Source organism: Scytonema hankhaensis NUACC26 (assembly GCF_045865695.1).
Lineage (GTDB): Bacteria > Cyanobacteriota > Cyanobacteriia > Cyanobacteriales > Nostocaceae > Scytonema.
This window is the reverse complement of record NZ_BAACAP010000243.1, coordinates 57149-82089: the sequence shown is the minus strand read 5'-3', so window position 1 is coordinate 82089 and position 24941 is coordinate 57149. Positions and strand designations below refer to the sequence as shown.

At 39.8% G+C, this 24941-nt stretch carries 19 protein-coding genes; 11 read left to right on the top strand and 8 right to left on the bottom strand.

Features of this window, described 5'->3' with window-relative positions; translation table 11 throughout:
* Positions 1–37: 37 nt before the first annotated feature.
* Complete coding sequence (locus ACKTT2_RS42030; RefSeq protein ID WP_407897756.1) at positions 38–655, top strand: precorrin-8X methylmutase; 618 nt, start codon at positions 38–40, stop codon at positions 653–655.
* 166 nt (positions 656–821) lie between these two features.
* Here ACKTT2_RS42030 and ACKTT2_RS42025 read toward each other — a convergent pair whose 3' ends face one another.
* Positions 822–1511 carry a DUF8619 family protein gene (locus ACKTT2_RS42025; protein WP_407897754.1) on the bottom strand — a complete coding sequence of 230 codons (690 nt, stop codon included), beginning with the start codon at positions 1509–1511 and terminating at the stop codon, positions 822–824.
* Positions 1512–1531: 20 nt separating this feature from the next.
* On the bottom strand, positions 1532–2362 hold the full coding sequence (gene dapB, locus ACKTT2_RS42020; protein WP_407897752.1) for a 4-hydroxy-tetrahydrodipicolinate reductase: 831 nt from the start codon (positions 2360–2362) through the stop codon (positions 1532–1534).
* Between the two features lie 426 nt (positions 2363–2788).
* Here dapB and ACKTT2_RS42015 point away from each other — a divergent pair, with 426 nt between their 5' ends.
* Entirely contained in the window at positions 2789–3169 is a 381-nt protein-coding gene (locus ACKTT2_RS42015) for a hypothetical protein (RefSeq protein ID WP_407897749.1), read from the top strand.
* Between the two features lie 236 nt (positions 3170–3405).
* On the opposite strand, the gene psaK is transcribed toward ACKTT2_RS42015, so the two are convergent.
* On the bottom strand, positions 3406–3669 hold the full coding sequence (gene psaK, locus ACKTT2_RS42010; protein ID WP_407897747.1) for a photosystem I reaction center subunit PsaK: 264 nt from the start codon (positions 3667–3669) through the stop codon (positions 3406–3408).
* A gap of 226 nt (positions 3670–3895) precedes the next feature.
* On the opposite strand from psaK, the gene ACKTT2_RS42005 reads away from it, so the two are divergent.
* Together ACKTT2_RS42005 and ACKTT2_RS42000 are read left to right on the top strand one after the other, a co-directional pair.
* Positions 3896–4318, top strand: a complete 423-nt coding sequence (locus tag ACKTT2_RS42005) for a SufE family protein (RefSeq protein WP_407897745.1) — start codon at positions 3896–3898, stop codon at positions 4316–4318.
* 74 nt (positions 4319–4392) lie between these two features.
* The gene (locus ACKTT2_RS42000) at positions 4393–5298 is read left to right on the top strand and encodes an alpha/beta fold hydrolase (RefSeq protein ID WP_407897743.1); all 906 of its coding nucleotides are present in this window, start codon (positions 4393–4395) and stop codon (positions 5296–5298) included.
* 10 nt (positions 5299–5308) lie between these two features.
* On the opposite strand, the gene ACKTT2_RS41995 is transcribed toward ACKTT2_RS42000, so the two are convergent.
* A complete protein-coding gene (locus ACKTT2_RS41995; protein ID WP_407897741.1) occupies positions 5309–5926 on the bottom strand; it encodes a hypothetical protein in 618 nt (205 codons plus the stop codon).
* Positions 5927–6050: 124 nt separating this feature from the next.
* Here ACKTT2_RS41995 and ACKTT2_RS41990 point away from each other — a divergent pair, with 124 nt between their 5' ends.
* On the top strand, positions 6051–6197 hold the full coding sequence (locus ACKTT2_RS41990; protein WP_407897739.1) for a hypothetical protein: 147 nt from the start codon (positions 6051–6053) through the stop codon (positions 6195–6197).
* 113 nt (positions 6198–6310) lie between these two features.
* Here ACKTT2_RS41990 and ACKTT2_RS41985 read toward each other — a convergent pair whose 3' ends face one another.
* Entirely contained in the window at positions 6311–7297 is a 987-nt protein-coding gene (locus ACKTT2_RS41985) for a beta propeller repeat protein (RefSeq protein ID WP_407897737.1), read from the bottom strand.
* 496 nt (positions 7298–7793) lie between these two features.
* Here ACKTT2_RS41985 and ACKTT2_RS41980 point away from each other — a divergent pair, with 496 nt between their 5' ends.
* Both ACKTT2_RS41980 and ACKTT2_RS41975 read left to right on the top strand, forming a co-directional pair.
* The gene (locus ACKTT2_RS41980) at positions 7794–7982 is read left to right on the top strand and encodes a CsbD family protein (protein WP_407897735.1); all 189 of its coding nucleotides are present in this window, start codon (positions 7794–7796) and stop codon (positions 7980–7982) included.
* A 9-nt stretch (positions 7983–7991) separates the two neighbouring features.
* Positions 7992–8531 (top strand): hypothetical protein, encoded by a 540-nt coding sequence (locus tag ACKTT2_RS41975; RefSeq protein WP_407897733.1) that lies wholly within the window; start codon positions 7992–7994, stop codon positions 8529–8531.
* A 287-nt stretch (positions 8532–8818) separates the two neighbouring features.
* On the opposite strand, the gene ACKTT2_RS41970 is transcribed toward ACKTT2_RS41975, so the two are convergent.
* Entirely contained in the window at positions 8819–11683 is a 2865-nt protein-coding gene (locus tag ACKTT2_RS41970) for an MFS transporter (RefSeq protein WP_407897731.1), read from the bottom strand.
* A 674-nt stretch (positions 11684–12357) separates the two neighbouring features.
* On the bottom strand, positions 12358–13296 hold the full coding sequence (locus ACKTT2_RS41965; RefSeq protein ID WP_407897729.1) for an all3515 family Zur-repressed PEP-CTERM protein: 939 nt from the start codon (positions 13294–13296) through the stop codon (positions 12358–12360).
* A 471-nt stretch (positions 13297–13767) separates the two neighbouring features.
* Here ACKTT2_RS41965 and ACKTT2_RS41960 point away from each other — a divergent pair, with 471 nt between their 5' ends.
* The 3 genes from ACKTT2_RS41960 to ACKTT2_RS41950 all read left to right on the top strand — a co-directional run bounded on the left by ACKTT2_RS41960 (position 13768) and on the right by ACKTT2_RS41950 (position 16376).
* Positions 13768–14739: a CobW family GTP-binding protein gene (locus ACKTT2_RS41960; protein WP_407897726.1), complete on the top strand. Its 972-nt coding sequence runs from the start codon at positions 13768–13770 to the stop codon at positions 14737–14739.
* A 197-nt stretch (positions 14740–14936) separates the two neighbouring features.
* Positions 14937–16010 (top strand): WD40 repeat domain-containing protein, encoded by a 1074-nt coding sequence (locus ACKTT2_RS41955; protein WP_407897724.1) that lies wholly within the window; start codon positions 14937–14939, stop codon positions 16008–16010.
* A gap of 87 nt (positions 16011–16097) precedes the next feature.
* Positions 16098–16376: a hypothetical protein gene (locus ACKTT2_RS41950; protein WP_407897722.1), complete on the top strand. Its 279-nt coding sequence runs from the start codon at positions 16098–16100 to the stop codon at positions 16374–16376.
* Positions 16377–16413: 37 nt separating this feature from the next.
* Here the strand turns inward: ACKTT2_RS41950 and ACKTT2_RS41945 are convergent, their stop codons facing one another.
* On the bottom strand, positions 16414–21822 hold the full coding sequence (locus ACKTT2_RS41945; RefSeq protein WP_407897720.1) for a trifunctional serine/threonine-protein kinase/ATP-binding protein/sensor histidine kinase: 5409 nt from the start codon (positions 21820–21822) through the stop codon (positions 16414–16416).
* Positions 21823–22635: 813 nt separating this feature from the next.
* Between ACKTT2_RS41945 and ACKTT2_RS41940 the strand changes: the two genes are divergently transcribed.
* On the top strand, positions 22636–24849 hold the full coding sequence (locus ACKTT2_RS41940; protein ID WP_407897718.1) for a GAF domain-containing sensor histidine kinase: 2214 nt from the start codon (positions 22636–22638) through the stop codon (positions 24847–24849).
* Positions 24850–24941: the final 92 nt, after the last annotated feature.

The following is a 24941-nucleotide window of genomic DNA, read 5'->3' as shown; positions in this document are numbered from 1 at the left end:
GCTAAGCTGTTAGCAAAAAGCTGACTGCTGCATAGATATGGAATGGCATATAACTGACGCTCAAAGTTTGGCAATTATTGACAATGAAATGGGGGAGCATATATTTTCACCAGCGGAGTACGAAATTGTCCGACGGGTAGTTTATGCTACAGCAGACTTTGAGTATAAATCTTTAATTCGCTTTTCCGAACGTGCCTTGCAAGCAGCAGCTGCCGCATTAGCAGCACGCACGACTATTGTAGTCGATGTTCAAATGGTGCAAGTAGGTATTCTTCAAGACATTCAAAATACCTTTGCCAATCCAGTTTATTGCAGTACGGACTCCTACACCCATCCTCAAAAAGAAAAAACTCACGTTGCATTGGGAATGGAGACTTTAGCCAAGCGATACCCAGAGGGAATATTTGTAGTTGGTCAATCTCAAACCGCCCTCATAACACTTGTCGATCTTATTGAAGCTGAAGAAATTAGACCTGCTTTAATAATTGCCACACCAGCTGGATTTTTAGATGTGGATGCAGCAAAAGAACGTTTGCGAGAATCTTTAGTTCCTAACATTACAATTGACAGCCGTAAGGGAAATGCTGTTATAGCAGTCGCTATTGTTGATGGACTTGTAGACTTGGCATGGCAAGCTTATGGGGAAAGGAAATAGGGAAAGGTATATTTTTTTAACAACTCGTTTAATCTCCTAATTTTTCAGATCCCCCTAAATCCCCCTTAAAAAGGGGGACTTTAAGCATTTCCCCCCTTTTTAAGGGGGGCTAGGGGGGATCGAAGCCGCGAGAACGCCCTTTAAGAGACTTGTGCGTACAACGTAGCTAATACTCCTCTCTGACACGACGGCGGCGGGGTCTATCTGAATATTTATCGCGCAAGCGGCGACTCACTTCGGTAAAAAAGTCTCTTCGTATAAGGGGATAATCGCTAATCCATACATCGCGACTAGGAATGTAAAGATCGGAAATTTCTTCGATTCTGCTTAAATCAGGTTGGTTCGACGCCACTACCATTTCTACCATCTGATTTCGAGCAATAACTTTATAAGAAACTCGTAATGGTGCTTTGTACTCAACAGTGAATCCGCTTTCATCGCCGACTTCTACGTTAATTCGTTTTTCTCTGTTTTCTATAATAACTAAATCGCCTTTGTTGTCTACAGTCTCTTGTTTACCCAGTACTTCTTCTGTAATCCAGAAATCCAGAACTCGTCCCTGAAAAAAACCACCATATTTATAACGGCGATATTTTGCATTCCGCATACTTGCCCAAAATACAGGTCCCCACAGCCAATAAAGAGCACCTGTCAACCCTAATATAAATAGTATGGGAGTTAATTCACTGACTCCAAAAAGGAATCTTATCAGTAAAACAACAGCAGCCGCTACTACAGACAGGAGTAGCCGTTGTAAAAAGTCGGGGAATTTTCCCCAATAATACTTGTACTGCGAACTTGTAGCGATGAGAGGAACGATTTGTTCAAATTTCTGGCGGGTCAACGGGACTATCATGGGTGATTCTAGATTTAAAATTATAAGATTTTTTCTAATCCATATACTAACGACTTTAACTGCAAGACTTTGCGAATTGCCAGTAGTACTCCCGGCATATAGCAGGCGCGATCGCTTGTATCATGTCTAAGAGTGTATATTTGACCTGCTGCGCCAAAAATGACTTCTTGGTGAGCTATCAAACCGGGTAACCTCACGCTATGAATTCTGATACCTTCCCCTGCTTGACTTCCCCTTGCTCCCAGTAATTTCTCGGTTTCTTCAACAAGAGGATGGTTAAATTCTTTACCCATTTCTGCTAGCAATTGAGCTGTTTGAATTGCCGTACCGCTAGGCGCATCTGCTTTTTGATTGTGATGCAGTTCTATAATTTCAACGTGTTCAAAATACTGGGATGCAGCGACTGCAGCTTGTTGTAGCAGCACCATTCCAATAGAAAAATTAGGAATTATCAAACAGCCCGTACTTGCTTTATCAGCAAATTCTGCTAACTCGCTAATTTGTTCTGGAGTTAACCCAGTGGTTCCAATGACGGGACGAACACCGTAAGCGATCGCACTCCGAATATTATCGTAAACTGATTTGGGATGAGTAAAATCCACCATCACTCCTGGCTGTCTGTCTTGAGCTGCAAATGCCAGCATGGGTTCGAGTTGATTGGTGATGGGAATTTCCAATGGTTCTGTTAAACCAGCGAGTTCTCCTGCATCTTTTCCCTGAAGTTCTGGACTCGTATCAATAGCACCAACAAGATTCATATCGGATGCTTGTGCTACTGCTTTAACGACCTCACGACCCATTTTGCCGCCCGCGCCAATAACGACAACTGGAATAGGAGCTTGATTCGACATAGTTTTCAATATACTTATTATATGAGCCAGTAAGTAGCTATTTTATCAGCTTGCGAGCGGCCATATAGGAATCATTATAAATAATTTCTACTCAATTGGGATAAAATTTCTGGGAACTTAGCTGATATTAGATGCGTCTCTCTCTAAGAGAACGTTTTAAAAAGCAAGTCAAAAGTCAGGTTCGGTAAAAACACAGAGATATTGAAACTTAGCATTTCAGGTGTGTCTTCCTCTGTTTTCAATGATTTTCAACTTTTCGGAATTTATGCTATGGACGTGGGAATTTGCCTCTGCTAAAATGATGCCCAATCTATTAGCACTATCTATAGTCGGTTGGAGAACTTTGCACAAAAATTACTGAAACAGTCATATTAATGTGAAAAGATTAGAGCCAGACCGCATATAGCCACATACATTTTTCAGTAAATGAACAAGAAATTTGCCCTTACATTACTTTCCAGTCCCGTGTTATTTTCATCCGTCCTATCATTGGTGATGATGACACAACCAGCTAGAGCAAGTGAAACACTGAATTCTCCAGGAACTCAAACTTCCTGTGTAAAAAATCCTCACGCACCAACTCCTAAGTTGGTCTGTATGAAGGTTAACAAAGTTGCTCAAGCTCCATCGACTCGTTCTTCTGTGGAATTTGCGGCGTCTACAGGAGGACAAAATCAACAGAATCCGTCTGCTGAATTTAACTTCACAGAAGAAGAAAGCGATACAGCAGTTGCTATGTTTGGCTGTGATTGTCCGGCGTGTATCAATGCTGTCCGTCAAATGAGAGGGTTACCTCCGGCTGTGTAGGTTTGAGAAACTGCATATAGTTTCTTAATTACAAGTTCCTATAAGTAGTTAGAACCCCGACTTCTTGGAGAAGTCGGGGTTCTAGTAGTTTCTTAAAACAAATGTTGCGGATATGGAGATCCTATGTGATTTGTAAAATACACGTAGGTGGGTAGTGCCCACCCTACAGTACTGTCTACATATGAAAACAAATGTTGCGGATAGCTAGAGCCTACCAATACAAATGTTGCGGATAGCTAGAGCCTACCAATATTGTGTAAACCTAAGATAATACCAGCACCTAAGATATGACCAAAGGCAGTTGTTGCTAACAACCCAGGTATACCAAAACCACCAAAGAAATTCGATGCAGGTAGTTGGGGATCTTTAGCGGGATACCTAATGCTGGATTTACCAAAAGCGATCGCCGCAATGTTACTGATAATCATGATTAACCCAACAGTGGGACTCCATACTAAAGGTGTTGTAGCAACTGTGGCCAGTAAAGTAGATGTCAACACTTGGCTTTCTCCTTGCTATTATTGATGAATGATTTAAGCTCCTACGTGAATTAATTATCAAAAAAATCTATCTAAAGTTTGATTTTGCATGATTTTTTTACATTTATTGTCATTGCTTAATATGAACTAGGGTCAGTCACTGGTCACTGGTCACTGGTCACTGGTTACTGGTCTCTCAAATAATTTAAACTCAATGTAATATCGCTCGTTAGTCCTGTCCCGTACTATGTCCTCGACTCTCGATTCCTTACCGCCCAATCTTGCTAAGATTGTGCAGCGCTTTCAAAGGTCTTCTGACCAAAAGCGGCGTTACGAACAGCTCATTTGGTATGGTCAGAAACTGAGTGAACTGCCAGAATCTGATAAAGTTTTGGAAAACAAAGTTCCTGGGTGCGTTTCTCAAGTGTATGTCACAGCTAAACTAGAAGACGGGAAAGTTATATTCCAAGGTGATTCCGATTCTCAATTAACCAAGGGATTGGTAGGGCTGTTAATTGAAGGTTTAAACGGTCTCACTCCTAGTGAAATTGGGCAACTGACTCCAGATTTTATTCAAGAAACAGGTTTAAATGTTAGTCTGACACCTTCTCGTGCTAACGGGTTTTACAATATTTTTAAAACAATGCAGAAAAAAGCATTGGAATGTTAGAAAATGGTTAATGGCTGATGGCTAACGGAAAAACAATTAGCAATTAGCTATTGGCAATTAACAAAGGTAAAGTTATGCCAAATAATGTATTATCAGCTACCAAAAGTGAAATTGGTGGAGTTGTTCAAGAATTTACTTGGAAGTGGGAAAATCAAACAATTCGTGTTGTTTATGAATGTTTAGGTACGGGTTCTCCACTGCTACTACTTCCTGCTTTTAGCACCGTTTCTATGCGGTCGGAAATGGGCGAAATTGGCAAGCTACTATCTCCCTACTTTCAAGTGATTGCGGTAGATTGGCCCGGTTTCGGTCAATCTTCACGGATTCCAGTAGATTACCAACCCGCTTTATATCAACAATTTTTATACGATTTTGTCACTTCTGTATTCGATAAACCAGTGACTGTTATTGCAGCAGGTCACAGTGCAGCTTATGTTCTGCAAGTTGCCAATAAAATCTCAACAGCATTTTCACGGATTGTCTTGGTAGCTCCAACTTGGCGCGGTCCTTTACGTACTATGGGTGTCAACAACCAAGTAGCCGGATTTTTTCGAGGAATGGTGCGATCGCCTATCATCGGACAGCTTCTTTACAAGCTTAACACTGTTCCATCTTTCTTAAGTTTGATGTACCGCCGTCATGTGTATGTAGATGAAGCAAAACTTACACCAAGCTTCATTCAGTACAAATGGAACAATACTCAACAACCAGGCGCGAGGTTTGCACCTGCTGCTTTTGTAACTGGTAATCTCGACGCCATTAATAACCAAAATGATTTTTTAACGCTAGTGAAGAATCTATCGGTTCCCTTAATGGTTATCATTGGAGAATCTAGCCCGTCCAAATCTCGTGCTTCCATGGATGCTTTGGCTGAGTTACCGGGAGTGCGATCGATTGTTTTACCTGGTTCTTTGGGAATGCATGAGGAATACCCGTCCGCAATTGTAGAAGCAATTGAAGATTTTTTGCGTAACGCCTAATAGTTAGTTGTTAGTTGTTGGTTGTTAAAGTAATACCAAAGAGCGCAGAAAGTACTTGCTTAAGATCGCTAGGAATAGCATATGTATTTATATCTTTATAAACTATTTTTTCTTGGCGTTGAAAAATTCCAAACTTCCAAGTATCTCCTGTTGTTACTGTACCATAGAGCATTGGAACTGTTGAGTCAGTCCATTGATCCAGAGCAATCAATTCCACTGCTAGCTGAGTAAAACCTCTTGCTAAATCAGCATTTTTAGCTTCGATGACTAATAAATTTTGCGGAGTAGGAATGAAATAATCAAAACTGCCTTTAAGCCAATTGCTTACCCTGATGGGGTACTCAATTTTAAGTGGTGCTTGAATAAACTTACAAACTGTTTTGAGAATTGGAAAGATTAATGCCTCGCGTCGAGCTATTTCTGAAGTAGGGTCTACTAAGGTCAGATTTTCTTGCAGTTCTATTCTTAATGGTTCTGGATCTATTGGTAACTGTTGTGGAAGTTGGAGATTATTATGACTCAAGTGAACGCCAAATTCAGCTAGAATATCAGCGCTATCGTAGGCTAATTCGGCATATTTGCTGAAAGTATAGCTCTCGGATGGATCGAGAATTCTGGCTCTGGTCATGTTACTGGGTGGCGTTAAATAGTAGGTAATTGCTTTTGAAGTCGAATGATGCGAGGCGGATGTTGTTGTAGTTCTGGCTGTACGGGTAATTGTAGTACTTTACACACGTGCATTAGGAAAGTCTATGCCTTCAGAGACTAACTGTTCTCTCAGACCATCAATGCTTTTCAACCAATTTTGGACTCTTGCGCCCAATCCCAAGCCAAATTCTTTACTGTCACAGTACTCTGAAGCAGTAGGATTTTGGTTAGATTTACATACTTTGACCTGATAGCTTGGATTTCGCGCTAGCAATCTATGTGCTAAAAATAAACCAGTCGGTCCCGCACCAACAATGATTACATTGATACTACAATTTATGTTCAGAAGAAATAGCAGGTCTGTTTAAGCGAGAGAAACACAATGTATTGAAGCCAAACCTGTGGCAATCTGTTTCCATGTCAAGCCTGCATCGTTTGAGAGGAAAATCTGACCATCACTCGTTCCAAATGCAGCGCAATTTCCTAGAGTAGCAACAGTTCCCGTGTCAATATTACTTGAAAACCACTCTGGTAACCCGCGATCGCATTTCTCAAATTTTCCTGACTCTTCGAGCGGACGGCGGTAAATAGCTGCTTTGTTAGTACGGGGACCTGTAGAAGCAGTCATCAAAATTGTATCTTTGCACACTGCTATGGCTCGCGAATAAGCAGCATGGAGATTTGCGCGATCGAAGCTCCATGAATTTCCTCTATCTCGACTCATTGCTAATCCCTCTGCTGTGGCTGCTAATAGGAGTTCGGGACGATCTAGAAGGGTTCGGACTTGGTGAACATCTGCATGAACATCAATGGTAGGTTGCCAAGACTCTCCTCGATTGCTAGAGCGCAAAATACCACCAACGTGTATGTTTACATAGATTTCTCCGGATTGACTCACTGCCATCGATCGCACATCAGGAGGACCGCCCCACGGCGTATACCACTCTTCCCGTCCCTCAACGGTTTGAAAGCAATTAATGCGATGCATATTTCCATCTGCAATGCGGATGAGACAAGCTCCAGATGTTCCGACTAGAACCTCACCTTCAATTGGTAGGATACAGTTTAGTTGTGAATCGTTGACTGAGGCAACTTGATGCCACCGATTGGTAGAATTGCGATGCCACACTGAGTTGCGGTTGGCGATCGCCCACAACCCATCCTGGCTCAAGGCAAGATCTGTGATGGAATTACCTTCGAGTTCAATATGCTGTTCGGAATCGATAAATAGCAAACCTTCAGATGTTCCTACTACGATCTGGGGTTGGTGTATCGCTTCAGCATTGGCAAAGTCTGTATCTGTTTGTTTGCGAGCGATGGGTTCTGCTAATTGCCGTGTAGTATCTTTCATGATTTGAACCTCATTGACTGATCCATGCTGCCACTATAGTTAGCATCTATCCCTGATGCTAAATAGCTCTGTTCCGCAACATTAGGTATATGCTTAGTATACTGAATTCGTTCAATAAAGAACTCAATCATAGGTAAAATATAATAGGCAATTTCCACTTTCTTAAGGTTTAGAAAAAAAGAATTAACCGCTGATGAACGCTGATGGACGCTGATGATAAACTTGTACTTCAGTAGATTAGAACAGATTACCACTTTATTGGAAAAGGTATTGATATATTACTTCCTTCCCGCCAGAAGACTACCATTACAGGTAGGGTGGGCACTGCCCACCCTACAAAGTTCGGTAATTTTAGAGCCCAAAGGGAGTAATCAGGCTTACGGCAGAGGCTGATTACTCGACTGGATTGATAAGCTAAATATTGAGAAATGCTATCTTTAGTCTTTTGTAACTTCCAAAAAGTTGCAAGTGAATAGTTTTGACAAGGAGTTAAGTAATGAGTACTGAAAATAGAGTGGAAGCAACTGCTAAAAATATTGAAGGTAAAATTCAAGAAGCTGTTGGTGAGGTGACTGGCAATCCTAAAGACAAAGCAGAGGGTCAGGCAAAACAGAGGGAAGCTGCTGTTGAGCATACTGTGGAAAATATTAAAGATGACAAAAAAGAAGTTATAGATAGGAATTAAAATAAATTAGTGACTGTTTTAAAAAGTGACGTTGCTATTTTCAATATTGTTCTAGAAAACTCTCTGTTCTTCGCGCTCGCTACGTCATTTTTTATATTGATAGGTTGGGCGTGGAGAAATGCAAAACCATACGATTTGCCAAAACCATTGCCCGGTTGGTTTAGAATTTGGTTTTTGACAATGCAGATTGGAGGAATAATCCTGCCACTAGTGGGACTTGTATGGGTTATTTGGCAAGGTTATTTTAATGCGGCGATCGTGCTGGTATCTTACTTTGTCATGCTGGTATTGCAAATCCTCTCTGAAAGCTTGTCACTTCGATGGTTTCATTCATTTGTATTTGTAATGATACCCTACTTGTACTTGCCTTACCGCGTCTGGCAGTTGTATCAGGGCTTAATGCTTCTAAACTCTGTGAGTGAGTTGGAGTGGATTCGGAATTTGCTATTGATAGAGATTGTCTTATGGACTGGAAACTACGCTCTCGATCTGTCGCAATTACCTAGGCTTGTTCGTTGGGAAGTACGAGACGAGATCGTCTCTAGTTAACTTATAAGTTGTTTTGTGACTTGTGCATACACCTTAGTTGGTAAGGAGAAGAATATCGTGAAACTTAATCTTGTTCTATTTTGGGTAACGTTATCCTTTGTAGTTGTGGGAGCCATTACCTTGCTTCTTCAACCCGTAATTGATTTTCACTAAGGGACTTCAAAATAAAAAAATAGCCAATTTTCTCTTGTGGTACGGGCTTCTAGCCCGTCACTAATAAAGAACGGGCTAGAAGCCCGTACCACAAGATAGATAATAATTTATTTCTTGGACATTTGGTTAAACTTTCAACCAAATAGGTTAAATCCCGATACAGCTAAAGCCCCAGCCAGTGCTGAAGCCGCTAGAGAGATACTAGCTGTGTTAAATAACCACCAAGCTGCACCTGCAACAACTTTTTTGGTTTCTACTGCTTGCTTTTTAGTTTGCTCTTTGATTGCATCTAGCCGTTTTTGAGTTTCCTGTTGGATGCGTTCGGCTTGTTTTAGTACGCTATCCCGTGCGGCTTCTATACGGTTGACAATCTGATTGGCTTGCTCTTCTGAAATATCTTCGCGAGAACCAATGAGAGCAACTAAAGTATCGCGATCGAATTGTGACAGGCGATCTCGCAAAGCCTCGAAGCCTGCTTGTGGAGAGTCGAACAATTTGGCGAAGTCTTGTTGTATGCTCTCGTAGTTAAGTTCGGGGCGGTCTAGCGAGTTGAGATAGTTACGCACTCTCTCAAAAACTGTATCAATAATTGATTGCACTCTTTTCTGGACTTGCTGGTACTGTTCAACAATCGAGTCCCGAACGGATTCTATACGATCGACGATTCTGTTAGCTTCTTCAGGGGAGATATCCTCCCGTTGGGACAGTAAACTGACAAGTGTAGAGCGATCGAATTTAGAAACTCGCTCTCCTAAAGAAGAAACGCCCGCACGAGGAGAAGACAGCAACAATTGTAAATCTCGTTTAATGGCTTCCGGATTCAGTTCTTCTTTATTAGTGTTACGCAAATAGTTTTCTAAATTTGCTTCAAACTCCACGATCCTCTGTGTTGTGCGGTTTGTAAAGCGTCTAGGCGCTTTAACAATGTTCTCAATGGCTTGTTGTATTGAGTCAACAGTGCGATTAATTTGTTCTTCACTCAAATCTTGACGTTGACTCAATAATTTCACTAAAGTATCTCGGTCAAATTGTGATAATCGGGCCCTGAAAGCAGAGATACCTGCTTCCGGATCTTCTAGCAATGTTTTCAAGTCGCGTTTAATGCCTTCAGGATTGAGTTCTTCTTTGTTAGTATTCCGCAAATAGTCTTCTACTCTTTGCCTCAGTTCGTCAGCTTTAGCCCTGGCTTGTTCTTGTAGTTCCCTAGCACGATTTAAAAGATTATCGCGAGTCTGTTCAAATTGACTGACAATATTATTGGCTTCTTCTTCGTTGAGATCGGAACGTGCTGCTAATAGCCCCACCAATGTGTCGCGATCAATTTGTGAAAATTGCTCTCTCAAATCTTCAAAACCACCTTCTGGATCTTCTAGTAGCTTTGTCAAGTTTTGCTCAATTCCTTCTGGGTTGAGTTCTTCTTTGTTAGTCGATCGCAAGTAGTCTTCTAAACGGGTGCGGAGATTTTGCTTTTGTTCTCGTGCTTCCGCCTGCTTGACAGTTTCTAAAACTTCGTTTTTAGTGCTTTGAAGTAATTCACTAATTTCCTTAATCCTTGCTTCGCTCAGATCGCTCCTTTGTTGCAATAAATTGGTGAGATACTCTTCGTTGAGGTCTTCCAATTGCTGTCTTACACTTGAGGGATTTGCATCGCGATCGTAGATAACTTCTTTGAATTCATCTTGGATAGTAATGCGGTTGAAATGCCAGGGAAAGGAATTCAGTATGTATTCTTCTACATCTGCTTTAATTGTATTATTTACAGATACGGGTAATCTTTCGGCTACAGCACCGCCAAACTTTTCAGCTTGGTGAGTTGCTTGGTCTTTAATTTGTTGCAACTGTTGTGTTATTTTCTCTACATCTACATCTTGAACTTTTTCTCTTATCTGTTGTAGCTGTTGGCTAACTCGTTCTACATCTAGTTGAGACAAGTCTACTTGTTTTAACACAGTAGGTAAAGTGACACCTAAGCCAATTTCTAGAGCTTGTTTGACTATACCATTGCTTTGCTTGCTATTTCCACCACCAACTGTCGCTAATTGCTGAACTTTCTCTCCCAAACGGTCGGATTGCAAATCTTCTGGTGTTGCTTGTTGGATTAAACGGATGACTTGTTCTGTAGGATTTTGGCGATCCAGAATTTGGTTCCAAGCATTCTGTAGTTGTTCAGCAATACGATTAACATCTTCTTTGGAAAAGTCTGTGCGACTGCTAATTAAATCGACAAATGTTTGACGATTAATATTTTTTAGGAGGTCGCTATCAGCAATCGATCGCAAATCCGTATCTTTCAGTAGTTTGTCAAATTGCGAGCGAATTTCTTTAACATCTAGCTTTGGCGATTGTATGGAAGTTAAAGAATTTTGCAATGTATTTCTAATAGGATCGGGGTCAAGTCCCGATACGAGTTCGCGACGAACAACTGCACTAATTTCTTCTGCAGTAGAAACTATCTGATTTTTAGCAGCATTCGCACCTAAAGCAGCAGTGGCTGTACCCATGATTCCTTGCAAACCAGATGTTACAGTGCTAATAACAGATCCAATTAAGGAACCTACTGCTTTTGAACCAAGCCACATGATGAGTGAGAAGTAAGCAGACCAGATGACTACACCAATAATCGCTCCTAAAAACGCACTTTCAATTAAGCTGAGTTTCACTGCTAAAAAACAGGCGCTAAATAATGCAATTGTTGCAGTTGCGATCGCCCAAAGACCAACAGCTGTTTCAACTTTGCGAATTGTACTACCTGAACTTTCTGACTCATCATTATAAGAATCAGTTCCCGAAGATGAAATTCCCACAGCTACTGAAAAGTTAGTTAATAGGAGTTGGAAAGCAAATGCCATGAATACGCCTGCAAGCAATGCTACTAAAAATTTAGGACTAGAAAAAGCAACTGATACTTCTTCTGGCGTTAACACTTCGTTAACTACTGGAATTTGTGCCAATCCTTGTACACAGCACAATTTCAATGCAATGAATGCACTTGAAAACATAGGTATTATCCTCAATTTAGTTCAATTAGATACTGTTGTCATCGGTTCTTACATAGATGAAGTATTTTCTCTTGAATTGAAACCGTAATCTCTCTATAAGAATCATATTTGATTTTTGAAATACAAGTAGAGTGGGCATTGCCCACCAAATGATACTTATGGTAGGCAATACCCACCCTACTTAAAATTGTTCATCAATTATTAATGATTCTTATAGTTTTAGTTTCAACGTGTTTGCCAATTATCTCCCGAAAATCAAATCTCAGTTTTACTTCCTATCTATAAGCTAAAAAATATTTCTTTGTAATTTATCTTCCTGAAGATTGACTTTAATTATTTTGGTACTTGTTTGCGTTATAACCCCAACTTCTTTAAGAAGTCGTGGTTCTCAAATATAGTTTAATTATTCTAAATAATATTAAATTATGTTAATGCTTTAAATAATTGAAGAAGCGATCGGCAACTGCTCCCTTCCCACTCCTTCCCACTCTTATGATTACACAGACACGTAGGGTGGGCACTGCCCACCATTAGATGTTATGTGGCATAGCCCACCCTACAAATACCGGTAATTTTAGAGCAGAAAGGGAGTAGTATTAATTTCTCAATCCTCAGTTCCCAACCGCATTTTTCTATATAAAATGTGACGAGCTTAACTGATTACTGGTCACTGGTCACTGTTTACTGCTTACTTTTCTTCTTTGGTAAGATAGAGAAAATGTTAGTAACCCAAATACACTTAATCCAAGGCTTGCTGATGGCTCAGGTATTTTCTCGACTTTAAAATCGAAACTAAAAGTACCCGACTCCTTAAAAGATGTGCGATTATTCGTACTGCCTAAATCAACAAGTCTAAATGTGGCAGAGTAAGTTCCTAATGGTGCGGTTGCACTAGTCCAGAAAGTAGGAGTGAAAGAAAAACCATTGCCACTACCAATGGCGTATACATCCCCAACTGAGTTAAAAATATTTGCTCCTGAGTCATTAGCAACATTTAAGCCTTCGCTGATTGATACCAGTTGTAAACCGATTGTTCCTCCTTCTAAAGAGGCTTGCCAACGACCATCACTGCTATTCCATAAGTACTGGTCTTCTGATTCTGTAGACTCTTTCAGAGTCGATATGGGCTGTATTGTGAGATAGCTGTATTCTTCATCTGTGGCAGTGCTAATCAAACGACTAGCAAAATTTCCCGTCCCTGGTAGTAACGATAAGGGAGGCTGTTGCGTGTAAAGTTCTGGAATTCTATTACTTATACTTGTTGGAGTAATGGTTGGATTGTTTGCATCACCTGAATAGCTGTAGACTCCAATTCCGTGAAAATGGTTTGTTGTTGGGTCTTCTTCCCGGTGTGCAAATAGGAAGGTTAAACGACCATAGTTGGGGTTGTCTGAACCAGTATACGTTCCTCTATTGAGAACTTGTAATGAATCTAGCCCTATAAAATACTCAGTTTCATCACTATGCCCGGAAGCATCATGCGCTTGAGCAGGTGTAAAAGCAGTAGATAGGATTATGGGTGCAGTTATTAGACAACTCACTGCAGTCAACACAAATGCTTTCTTTTTTTGATTTTCTTGCCTTGTTAAGCCTGTTCTATCGGTTGCTACCACTATGTTTCTCCACCAACTTATATTCACGAACAAAATAACCATTATCATAGATTGAATTTCGTTATCGCGATAGGATAGAAATATTTACAGCTAATGAGGTGTACGCACAAATCTCCTGAAGTGCCTTCTTGCAGTTTCGATCCCCCCTAACCCCCCTTTTTAAGGGGGATTTAGGGGGCTCTATAAATATCTGTGTACACCGTAGCCTTAAACAAGGGGTAAAACTGAAAATCAAGTTCCCTCCCCTTACTAAGGGGAGGGTTAGGGTGGGGTAAATTCACAAACCTCTGAATCGAAATGCTTATATTAAGATTTGTAAATCTAATAAATTGGAAAAATTTCAGTATTTTGGAGGTCAATAGAATAATTCTGTTCGGAAATCTTGTCGGCTCTAGGTAAACTATAGAGGAAAAAAAGATTAAAATAATTAAAAATGATTATCTTAATCGTATAGTAAGAGGCGCTTAAGGCATGGTAGCTGACGCATTAACAGATTCAGTTCCCGTTACAGTTCTGACTGGCTATTTAGGAGCAGGTAAAACAACACTTCTCAATCGCATCTTAACTTACGAACATGGTAAGAAGGTCGCCGTGATCGTTAACGAATTTGGAGAAGTTGGTATTGATAATCAATTGGTTATCGATGCAGATGAAGAAATTTTTGAAATGAACAACGGTTGTATCTGTTGTACGGTGCGTGGCGATTTGATTCGCATCATCGGTAACTTGATGAAACGCCGCGATCGATTTGACCACTTAGTTATTGAAACTACCGGGCTTGCCGATCCCGCACCAGTTATTCAGACATTCTTTGTCGATGAGGATATGCGGGATAAGCTCAATTTAGATGCTGTAGTAACGGTGGTAGATACCAAGCACATTTGGCAACATTGGGATGCTGATGAAGCACAAGAACAAATTGCCTTTGCTGACGTGATTCTATTAAATAAAGTCGATTTGGTATCACCAGAACAGCTTGAGGAACTAGAAAAGCGGATTCGGGGAATGAATGCCATGGCAAAAATCTACCGAACTCACAATTCTGAAGTATCTATGGATGTCTTGTTAGGAGTCCAAGCTTTCGATCTCGATCGCGCATTAGAAATTGACCCAAATTTTTTAGGTGAAGATGCTCACCAGCATGACGAGAGTGTATACTCTATTGCCTTAGTGGAACAAGGCGCACTCGATGGAGATAAGTTAAATAATTGGTTGGGAGAGTTACTGCGTACCCAAGGACCGGATATCTTCAGAATGAAAGGCATTTTAAACATTGCTGGTGAAGATAGCCGTTTTGTGTTCCAAGGAGTCCATATGCTGTTTGAAGGCAAACCAGATCGTCTTTGGAAACCGGGCGAAACTCGGAAAAACGAACTCGTCTTTATAGGGCGTAACCTTGATGAAGCCCAACTCAAGCAGGACTTTCTTGCTTGTAAAGCATAGATTGGGGATTGGGGAACTCGGGGTCCCCTTTGGGGATAAGGGGCAATGGGGATTGGGGAATAGCTGAATGAATAATTATTCGGTAATTGCTGATACCTATATTCCTCAGACCCCTACTACCTACTACCTACTCCCTACTCCCTAATCTCCAGTCCCCAATTCCCATTGCCCCTTATCCCCAGTCCCTTAATAAAATTATGAACACCTCCTTAAAATCGAAGGATTTTGAAGAACAATATTCCGGGATACTTGCAGAATACGTTACAGCGATCGCATGGTCTGGGCAAGGTACAGTTTTTGCTGCTACTTCAGCAGCCGGAGAAGTTGTGTTGTGGCAAGATGGTAACTTAACAGCTTTACAAACCGAACAAGGAGAATCAGTCGATTGTGTTGCCTTTTCTAAAGATGGGGAATTTTTAGCTGTTGGGGGACAAGATGGCAAGGTAAAAATTTGGCGAGATAAGGAACTCATCGCGACGCTAGAAAATGCGCCTGCTTGGGTAGATAGATTGGCTTGGAGTCCCACCAGTCATCTATTAGCTTTTAGCTTGGGACGTTACGTGCAGGTGTGGGATGCTGACACTCGCGAAATAAAGGTTACACTCAAATTTGATAATTCTTCAGTTTTAGGTATCGATTGGCGCTGTGATGGCAACTATCTTGCTACTAGTGGCGCTCGCGGTGTTAAAGTTTGGGATTGTCAAAACTGGGATAACGAACCATACGTCTTGGAAATTCCATCTGCTAGCTTAGTTATGGCTTGGTCGCCCGATGGCAAATTTCTTGCTTCTGGTAATATGGATCGCACGATCGCAGTTGTCGAATCTCAACTATTAATATCTGGAAGTAGCCCTGAACCTTGGATTATGCGGGGCTTTCCTGGTAAAATTCGTCAACTTGCATGGTCGGATGTTAGCACGTCAGGAGCACCTCTGTTGGCATGCTCTAGCGTTGATGGTATAGCTGTTTGGGAAAAACAAGCTGATGATTCTATAGGTTGGGAAGCAAGAATTTTAACCAATCATGTTGATATCGTACAAGCAATTGCTTTTGCACCTAATAGTTTCCTACTGGCTTCAGCTGGTGCTGATGGATGGATTTGTCTTTGGAAAGACGCCAAACAACTCTCGGAAATTCTGACAGGCGCAGCATCTGAGTTTTCTTGTTTGGGATGGCATCCGCAAGGTAAGCGATTGGCTGCGGGTGGTAAGTACGGTGAATTGCTTGTTTGGTCAAAAACTTCTCGCGGTCGAGGATTTGGGCGCGGTTGATTTGGGAATTGGCGATTGGGGAACTCGGGGTCCCCTCTGGGGATAAGGGGTAATGGCGATTGGGGACTGGGAAAAGAATTATAGGTTATGCTGTATCCAAACGATCGCATAGCCATAATCATAATTATGAAAGCAGCCAAATTCATTTTGATAGCCTCCCCCATATTTGTTGCTTCTGCACTGCTGATGGCAAATCGAGCAGAAGCAGCAATTGTGCAATCTGCACCCAGTCAATCTGATTCTGAGATAGTTATATCCAATACTGCCCAAGAGTCGAATCCTATCTTAGACCAACTCGGTTGCAAATGCCCTAGTTGTATCAAAGCTGGACAGGAACTCCTTCAAGGGAAATTACCATCTCTTTGATAATTCCTACCGTCAGTATTGGTGGGCAATGCCCACCTTATTTCTGTGGAATCTGAATTACAAATTTTGTACCTTCTCCTAGAGAAGATATACATTCTAACGTACCACTATGTTTTTCGGTAATAATCTCATAACTAATTGAGAGTCCTAATCCCGTCCCTTTGCCTTCTGGCTTAGTTGTAAAGAAATTATTAAACAGTTGTTGCCTAACTTTATTCGTCATTCCAATTCCATTATCTGCAATATTAATAGTGATGTAACTGTCTTGTGTAGTGGTAGAAATAGTAATAACATTGGGATTCTGTTGTAGTTCTGCATAAGTTTTATCTTGATTTGATTCCTCTAAAGCATCAATGGCATTTGCCAGTATATTCATAAACACTTGGTTGAGTTGTCCGGGATAGCATTCCACTTGTGGTAAGGAGCCATAGTTCTTGATAATTTGGATAGCAGGACGCGCAGGCTGAGCTTTCAGACGATGGGACAAAATCATTAGGGTTGTTTCTATTCCTTCATGAATATCGACAGCCCTCTTATCATCACCATCGTTGCGAGAAAAATTCCGTAAAGATTGCATAATATCTCGGATACGGCTAGTTCCTACTTGCATGGAGGAAATCATTTGAGGCAAATCTTCTAGCAAGTCTTCTAAATTAATTGCTTCTATTTCTTCTAAAATGTCTGCGGGTGGTTGAGGAACATATTTTTGGTAAAGATGCAACAAATTCATCAAGTCTTCAATATACTGTTTGGCATGAAACAAATTACCATTGATAAAACTTACAGGGTTATTAACTTCATGTGCTACACCTGCAACTAATTGTCCTAAAGAGGAAATTTTTTCTGTATGCACGAGTTGAGTTTGAGTTTTTTGTAATTTATGGAGAGTTTTTTCTAAATCTTTAGCATAGAGAAGGAGTTTTGACTCGGTGTTTTGTAGTTCTTTTAGAGACTGCTCTAACTGCAAAGATTTTTCTTGTTCTCTAGCATAGAGGCGAGCATTTTCAATAGCGATCGCAACTTGCGGAACTAGAATTTTTAAGATTTTTACCCTCTTAGATGTAAAAACTCCCACCGCTAATTTATTTTCTAAGTAAATGACTCCTTGTATGTTTGCTTGATAAAGAATGGGTAAACAAAGGATTGATTTTGGTTCTTCTCTCTGAATATAGGGATCTATAGAGAAAATTTTAGAAAGATTCGTATTCTCTAAAACAAGGGGTTCTTGAGTTCTTACAACGTAATTAACTATCAAAATAGGTAAACTGTGACTTGATTCAAAAGGAATAGATTGTAACACAATCGTCCTATTATCCTCAGCCATTGCTTCTATATGGAGCGAGTTACCTTTAAATAATAGCAAAACTCCTTTTTGGGCTGCTGCATTCTCTATCAAAATTTTAATTGACTGACTCAGTAAATTTTCTAAAACAATTTCACTACTAATAATTTGAGAAAATTTGATAAAAGTATTCAAGTCCAAAGCATTATCTAAACCATCAGTAGTTGTCGTATTAGTTATGATGGTTGTCATATCATCTACTGATGTTTTAGTATCAACACGTGTTTGTGCTAACAAGAAGGGATATGTTGACTCTAAATCTTTAACTTTGGCAACTGCTCCCCAATGGATGTAAGCATAATATGCTTTTGTTAAATAGCTTTGAAACATTGTTTCTTCACGAAAAGATTTATAAAATTCTCCTGCTAACTCATAGGCTAGTGCTTCGTCTTGAATATAATCGTTGTCTTTAGCTCCTTTAATAGCTCGATCGTAATAATCTATTGCAACTGAATTATTGCCCAAAACTCTTGCTTTCTCAGCTTCCACTAGCTCATATTTATGCTTGAAGTTAAGGGGAGCATATTCTGCCCAAATTTTCATTTTTTTCTGATTGGTCTCGACTTGGCTTAAATATTTTTGCCGTTCATTATGTTGTGCATGAAAATAATGACCTAAAAGAGACAGAGAGTTATAAAAGTTATTAATAGCGATAGGTATAAAACCACCCAGAGTTTTAGCGTAATTATTAGCTAAAGATGTATGAGCGACAGCCCCTTTAGAATCCTTAAATAAATAGAGAAGAATTGCTTTTGCTAAATAGAAATTAAACAAAGGCCAACCATTATTAGTTTCTTGCAACTTTTGCAGGGAGATAGTTTCATCAAGACTTGACCAGATTGGCTGATGCTGGGAAACTCTTAAATTTTGTAAACTTAAGTTGAGTTGTCTCCAGATACTTATATTACTAACAATATAGTCATTACCAATTTTCTGCATTAAATTAGTATAAACCGATTGTTTTATCTCTACTGTTTCTAGTGCTTCTCCACTTAAGAATAATAGGGTATTATAATTTTCAGCACAGTAACCAGCAAAATTTAAACAACCAACTTCCAGTCCAGCTTGCAATCCCTCAATTAATGGCTTTATACTTTCTCTAATATGTTCTTTCCAAGGTTTAACAAAAGAATTAAATATTAGATAAACCTGGCATTTGAGAAATTTAACATTAAATTGTTCCAAAAATTTTACAGCTAGTAAACCAGCATAATATCCTTTTTCTATCTCTCCAAACCCACACTGTAACATACTATAATAACTATAAGTAAAAGCAGAAAATGCTGAGTAGCCTCTTTCACTATAAAGATTAACTTGAGCTAGAACAATCGAGAAACAAATCTCTGGGTTTACATTTAAAGCTGGATCGATTATTAATATAAGAAGCCGCATAACTGCTAATTCATCTGGAGCAGTCATTTTAGGTAACAATTCTAAATCATCTAGATTGGGTATTGTGACATTTGGACGAGCATAACTTTGAATTTTTGATAGAGAGTACCCTAGCTTTTCTAAAGCTTGTAATCCAGTATTGAAGGCTTTATGGACTTGCTGATTGTTAATATACATCTGAATTTTGATTTCATATAGCTTTAATAGATCGAGTTGAGTAACAGCATTGTTTAAAATGATTTCTGCAAGAGTTTCTACCTGCTCAAAATTAGCATTAAGAAATTCTGCTTCCATTGTTTCTATATATAAATTAAGAGTTAGTTTATATTGATTTTGCCAACTATCATTTGTTAATAATTTTAGACCTTGCCTTAAATATTTGAGAGCAGGTTCATGAGCAGCAGCAGCGTTTGCTCTACGTCCAGCAATTAAATTAAGTTTTGCTAATTCATTTAATTCATTCTGTTTTGTGAGTGTATCAATACCTATATTTAACTGATTAACAATATCAAAAATATTAGTTTCTATTTCCTCTAATAAAGTATTTTGTAGGAGCAATTGACCGATTCTGAGATGAGTCTTTTTCTTCTGTTCTTCAGGAATGAGAGAATAAGCAGCTTGCTGAACTCGGTCATGAAGAAATTTATATCGAACTCGCGAACTATCAAGTTTAAAATGGATTGCTTCTTTTTCATTCAAAACTAAGGGAAGGCGGTAAGCTTCGTTTAAGGGAAGAATTAACCCTGAGACCATCGCATTTATAAGTTGCTCGGCGGTTGTTAGTGATGATTGTTCGCTAATAATAGATAGCACATCTAAGGTAAAAGTGTTTCCCACACAAGCTGCTAATTTTAAGACATTCTGTGTTATTTCTGGTAGCTTTTCAATACGGCTAGCAATCAGTTCTACTATGCTTTTCTCAGTAATACCAATTGCCTGAATCTGTTCTATACTCCACTGCCAATGCGTACTCTTAAAGTTGAATGTCAAGAGTTTCTCTTGATAGAGTGCTTGGAGTAATTGTGTGATAAAAAACGGGTTACCAGCTGTTTTGTTATAGAGTAGATTGGCAAGAGAGTAACTTTGCTCTTTCTCATTTAAGGTTTCAGCAACTAACTGTGTTACGTGCTCCAATGCCAATGGTTGTAGCACAATGTTATTTACAACTGTACCAGATTTCTTCATTTCCTCTAATATTTGCATGAGGGGATCGGTAGGATTTACCTCTCGATCGCGGTATGCGCCAATAAATAGTAAGTACTTGCGATCGCGATCGCTCATCAACAATTGCATTAGCTTTAATGTAGCTAAGTCAGCCCATTGCAAATCGTCTAAAAATATCGCTAATGGAGTTTCTATTCGAGTAAAAACTCCGATAAATTCTTGAAATGAGCGGTTAAATCTATTTTGTGATTCTGTTGCTCCTAATTGCGGTACTTCTGGCTGTTTACCAATAATTAGTTCTAATTCGGGAATTACATCAATAATAACTAGCCCGTTTTTACCTAAAACTGCTAATATTCTTGTCCGCCATTGTTCTATTTGCTCCGTATTTTCCGTTAGTAACTGACGCATCAATGAACTAAAAGCTTGGACTAGGGAAGCATAGGGAATATTACGTTGAAATTGGTCAAATTTCCCACTAATGAAGTAACCTTTCTGTCTGGTAATAGGTTTACTAATTTCATTAACAACGGCTGATTTCCCAATACCCGAATAACCAGATACTAACATCAGTTCGCTATTTCCTTGTGTCACCCGTTGAAAAGCTGCTAATAATTCTTGTACCTGAGTTTCTCGACCATATAACTTTTGTGGAATTAACAACTGACTCAAAATATCTAAACGTCCTGGAGTAAAATCAGTGACTCGATCGTTAGTTGCAAGCTGTTGGTGACAAATTTCTAAATCTGCTAAAAGCCCTTCATCACTTTGATATCTGTCCTCAGCATTTTTAGCCATCAGCTTCATAACGATCTCTGAGACGGCTGAGGGAATTTCTGGATTGAGTAACTGTAGCGATGTGGGTTGAGTCGCAATGTGACTGTAAACCACCTCTAAAGGATCGTGACTTAAAAATGGTAATTTCCCAGCAAGCATTTCATATAAAGTCACCCCAAGAGAGTAAAAATCACTGCGATAGTCGAGGCTACGATTCATTCTCCCAGTCTGTTCGGGAGACATATAAACAAGAGTCCCTTCTTGTGAGTTAGGATTTTTGAATTGAGGATTTTCTTGATTGAGTTGTGACGCAACCCCAAAATCTATGAGTTTTACCACTCCAGTGTCTGGGTTAATAATGATATTGCTAGGTTTGATATCTTTATGAATAATTTGGTTTTTGTGTAGGTAATTTAGAGCTTGGACAATCTGAATGGCAATACTTAAACAGCTAACTAGACTCAGTTTTTCAGTTTTTAGTCGTTGTGCCAAGGAAAAACCGTTAAAATCTTCAAGTACAAGCCCCAATTGGTTGTTAAAGGTTTCTAGCCTAATTGCCTTAACAATATTTGAGTGCTCTAAGTTCTTTTGAATCTGATACTCGTATTTAAACCGAGCGATCGCTTCTAAAGTAGGGTAGACTGCTTTCAGTAACTTAAGAATAATAGGTTGAGAGCCTAGCTGCGATTGATATCGATAAATAATTGTGTTGACTCCGGAGTGGATAGTTTCAGTAAAGTTGTATCCTGGGAGTTGAGGAGATACCAGCATGGTTAAAATATGTATTTATAAGTACGCTACGTTACTTATGATTCCCAAAATTCCTGGCTCTCTAACATCAATTCCCAAGTAAGAGCGTCATTGGTAAGGATTTCAGGCAGATTTACAGGGAACTCTCGTTTTGTCAAAATTACCCTCAGAATAGAATTCTGGAGCTATACAAACGAAGTCCGCAAGACAAGGACTTCATGTTATACCAATTCTCCAAATGATTGCTACACACGCTCCCCTAAATCCACGCCCTTACGGGTATGTCCAAGGCACACGTTAAGCGCAAAGCGCACGCTCCGCGAACGCGAACGCCACTCCTCTACGAAAGGAGACCTTTCTACAAGGGTGGACTCACCACTTGCTTTATGCCAGGGAACCCGTCCACCGCAGTGGCTCCCCTTAAAAAGGGGGACTTTAGTTACTTTCCCCCCTTTTTAAGGGGAGCCAGCGCTGCAGGAGGGTCTCCCTCCGTTAGCGACTGGCGTGGGCTAGGGGGGATCTGAATCTGTTGCTTTAATATAGAGAATTGGTATTAGTTCACTGATATCTTGCACCCTCCATGCGTGAAAGGGGAGGGAACTAGATTTCGCGTTTCCCCCCTTTATAAGGGGGGTAAATATAACTTGTGTGTACACCGTAGCCTTGGAAAGGGGGGACAGAGGGGGGTAATTTTTGTACCTTGTAGTTTGGTTTATTTCCACCTACTAGGGTGGGCAGTGCCCATTGCCCTATTTTCCAAAAAATGTTGTTTCCCCTCGTATTGTGGGAATACTGCTAATAGCGACACCCTCTAGATTTAATTAGCAGTAAACTATGACTCTTCCATCTGTACAAGACAACTCTTTCATTGTAGATAGAGAAAGTTTGCTGCGCCGCATTACTTATCGAATTCGGCGATCGCTAAACTTGCAAGAAATCCTCAGCATTACGGTAGCAGAACTCAGTTCTTTTTTAAAGACTCATAGAATAAAGATTTATAAATTTCATCCGGATGGTAGCGGACAGGTTATAGCAGAATATATACGCGAGCAAAAGTTACCATCTCTTTATGGATTAAATTTTCCTGTAGATGATATTCCTCCATCAGCACGCGAACTGTTTATTAAAGCTCAAGTGCGAGTGGTAGTGAATGTTGATTCTTGCCAACTCGGTCAAAGTATCTTGAGAGATCCAGAAACTGGAGAGTTTGTGTATGAAGACTTGCGTTTTCGTCCGGTCGATCCTTGTCATGCGGAATATTTAACAGCAATGGGAGTCAAAACTTCTTTAGTTTTACCCATTCTGCATCACGACCAACTTTGGGGACTCCTGGTATCTCACCATGCTGAAACACATATATTTTCAGAATACGAACTCACGGTTGTTCAGTTAGTTACAGATCAGCTTTGTGTTGCGATCGCTCAATCTATTTTACTTGCTGAGGCTCAAGAAAAAGCACAACGCGAAGCTGTTATCAATCGCGTTGCTATGCTACTCCATTCCCAGTTAGCTATAGAATTACAAGTAGCATTAGAAGAAACGGTTGCTGCATTTAGCGGGTCTGGAGGTCGGCTATGCTTTAGATCGGAAGCGTTAGAGCTTGAGAAGAATTCTGCTAAAACTTTTGCAGAGTTCCTAGCAACAAAAAGAGATGCTATCCGACTTTATACGTGTGGAGAGCAACCCGTGACACATAAAGTCACTAAATACCAAATGTTGGAAGAGTACCACATCTGGCAAGAACATTTTAAATCTAATAATTATCAAGCTTGGGCAATTTCAGACCTTCATCTTATTTCTAGCTTCCGCAATCTACAGCCATTATTTGAGTCTACAAAAATTCGGAGTCTTTTAGTAGTACCGCTTTCATATCGCCAACAAGAATTTGGATATCTTACCATTTTCCGTAATGAATTTGAAACTGATATTCTATGGGCTGGACAGTTCGATCCTGATGAGAGGCAACTTTACCCCCGCCAATCATTTGCCGTATGGAGACAATCCGATAGACTACAAATTCAACAGTGGAAAACCATTGAGATTGAGCTTGCTCAAACACTAGCGACTCACTTTACTACTGCCATTCAGCAATATGAAATGCGTCATTCACTTGAGGTACTCAATGCCAGTTTAGAACAACAAGTTCAAGAACGCACGGCTAAACTACAACAAATAGCAGAACAGTTAACTCGAGCACTTCACGAGTTACAAGCTACGCAAATGCAACTCGTTCAACGCGAAAAAATGGCTAGTTTGGGACAACTTGTTGCAGGGGTGGCGCATGAAATTAACAACCCTGTGAACTTTATTTATGGCAACTTCGTTCATATTGAAGAATATGTTTACGATTTACTGAGATTGCTAGAACTCTATCAAAATCAATTTTATAATTCAGATTTAAAAATTCGTGAGTTAGTAGATGGTATAGATTTGGATTTTATTACTCAAGATTTACCCAAAACGCTATCTTCCATGAAGATTGGTACCGATCGCATTCGACAAATTGTTTTGTCTTTGCGAAACTTTTCTAGACTCGACCAAGCAGAAATTAAATCTGTTGATATTCATGAAGGAATTGATAGTACATTATTAATTTTGCAACATCGATTAAAAGGTAAATCAAATAGATATCCTATTGAAGCGATCCGAGAATATGGCAAGTTACCTTTAGTAGAGTGCTATGCAGGACAACTGAATCAAGTGTTTATGAATATTTTGGTTAACAGCATTGATGCTCTAGAAGAAAAGTACACTGAAAGGAACGCGGAATATGAAAAAAACACCCCGAAGATTCGTATTTATACGGAAGTTGTAGAAGATAGTGTTAAAATTGTTATCGCTGATAACGGTTCGGGAATCAGCGAATCTATCAAAAACCGTTTATTCGATCCCTTCTTTACAACTAAAACTGTTGGCAAAGGTACAGGGTTAGGGCTATCCATTAGTTACCATATTGTTGTTGAAAAGCATCGAGGTAAACTTGAGTGCTATTCTAGCCTCAATCGGGGGACAGAATTTGTTATTGTCATTCCCCAACGGCAAACTTAATGAAAAATAGCTCGTGAAAACAACTTTTATCTTAAAAATGCGCCATTATTATAGCGGTTCCTTGTTTGCTGAGGTAATTTATCCGCGTCCGT

Coding starts and splice junctions, on each gene's coding strand:
- ACKTT2_RS42015 (WP_407897749.1), top strand. CDS start 2,789: ATGAACAAGAAATTTGCCCTTACATTACTTTCCAGTCCCGTGTTATTT.
- ACKTT2_RS42005 (WP_407897745.1), top strand. CDS start 3,896: ATGTCCTCGACTCTCGATTCCTTACCGCCCAATCTTGCTAAGATTGTG.
- ACKTT2_RS42030 (WP_407897756.1), top strand. CDS start 38: ATGGAATGGCATATAACTGACGCTCAAAGTTTGGCAATTATTGACAAT.
- ACKTT2_RS41990 (WP_407897739.1), top strand. CDS start 6,051: ATGCCTTCAGAGACTAACTGTTCTCTCAGACCATCAATGCTTTTCAAC.
- ACKTT2_RS41970 (WP_407897731.1), bottom strand. CDS start 11,683: ATGTTTTCAAGTGCATTCATTGCATTGAAATTGTGCTGTGTACAAGGA.
- ACKTT2_RS41960 (WP_407897726.1), top strand. CDS start 13,768: ATGGTAGCTGACGCATTAACAGATTCAGTTCCCGTTACAGTTCTGACT.
- ACKTT2_RS42000 (WP_407897743.1), top strand. CDS start 4,393: ATGCCAAATAATGTATTATCAGCTACCAAAAGTGAAATTGGTGGAGTT.
- ACKTT2_RS41995 (WP_407897741.1), bottom strand. CDS start 5,926: ATGACCAGAGCCAGAATTCTCGATCCATCCGAGAGCTATACTTTCAGC.
- ACKTT2_RS41950 (WP_407897722.1), top strand. CDS start 16,098: ATGCTGTATCCAAACGATCGCATAGCCATAATCATAATTATGAAAGCA.
- ACKTT2_RS41945 (WP_407897720.1), bottom strand. CDS start 21,822: ATGCTGGTATCTCCTCAACTCCCAGGATACAACTTTACTGAAACTATC.
- ACKTT2_RS42025 (WP_407897754.1), bottom strand. CDS start 1,511: ATGATAGTCCCGTTGACCCGCCAGAAATTTGAACAAATCGTTCCTCTC.
- ACKTT2_RS41955 (WP_407897724.1), top strand. CDS start 14,937: ATGAACACCTCCTTAAAATCGAAGGATTTTGAAGAACAATATTCCGGG.
- ACKTT2_RS41980 (WP_407897735.1), top strand. CDS start 7,794: ATGAGTACTGAAAATAGAGTGGAAGCAACTGCTAAAAATATTGAAGGT.
- dapB (WP_407897752.1), bottom strand. CDS start 2,362: ATGTCGAATCAAGCTCCTATTCCAGTTGTCGTTATTGGCGCGGGCGGC.
- ACKTT2_RS41940 (WP_407897718.1), top strand. CDS start 22,636: ATGACTCTTCCATCTGTACAAGACAACTCTTTCATTGTAGATAGAGAA.
- ACKTT2_RS41985 (WP_407897737.1), bottom strand. CDS start 7,297: ATGAAAGATACTACACGGCAATTAGCAGAACCCATCGCTCGCAAACAA.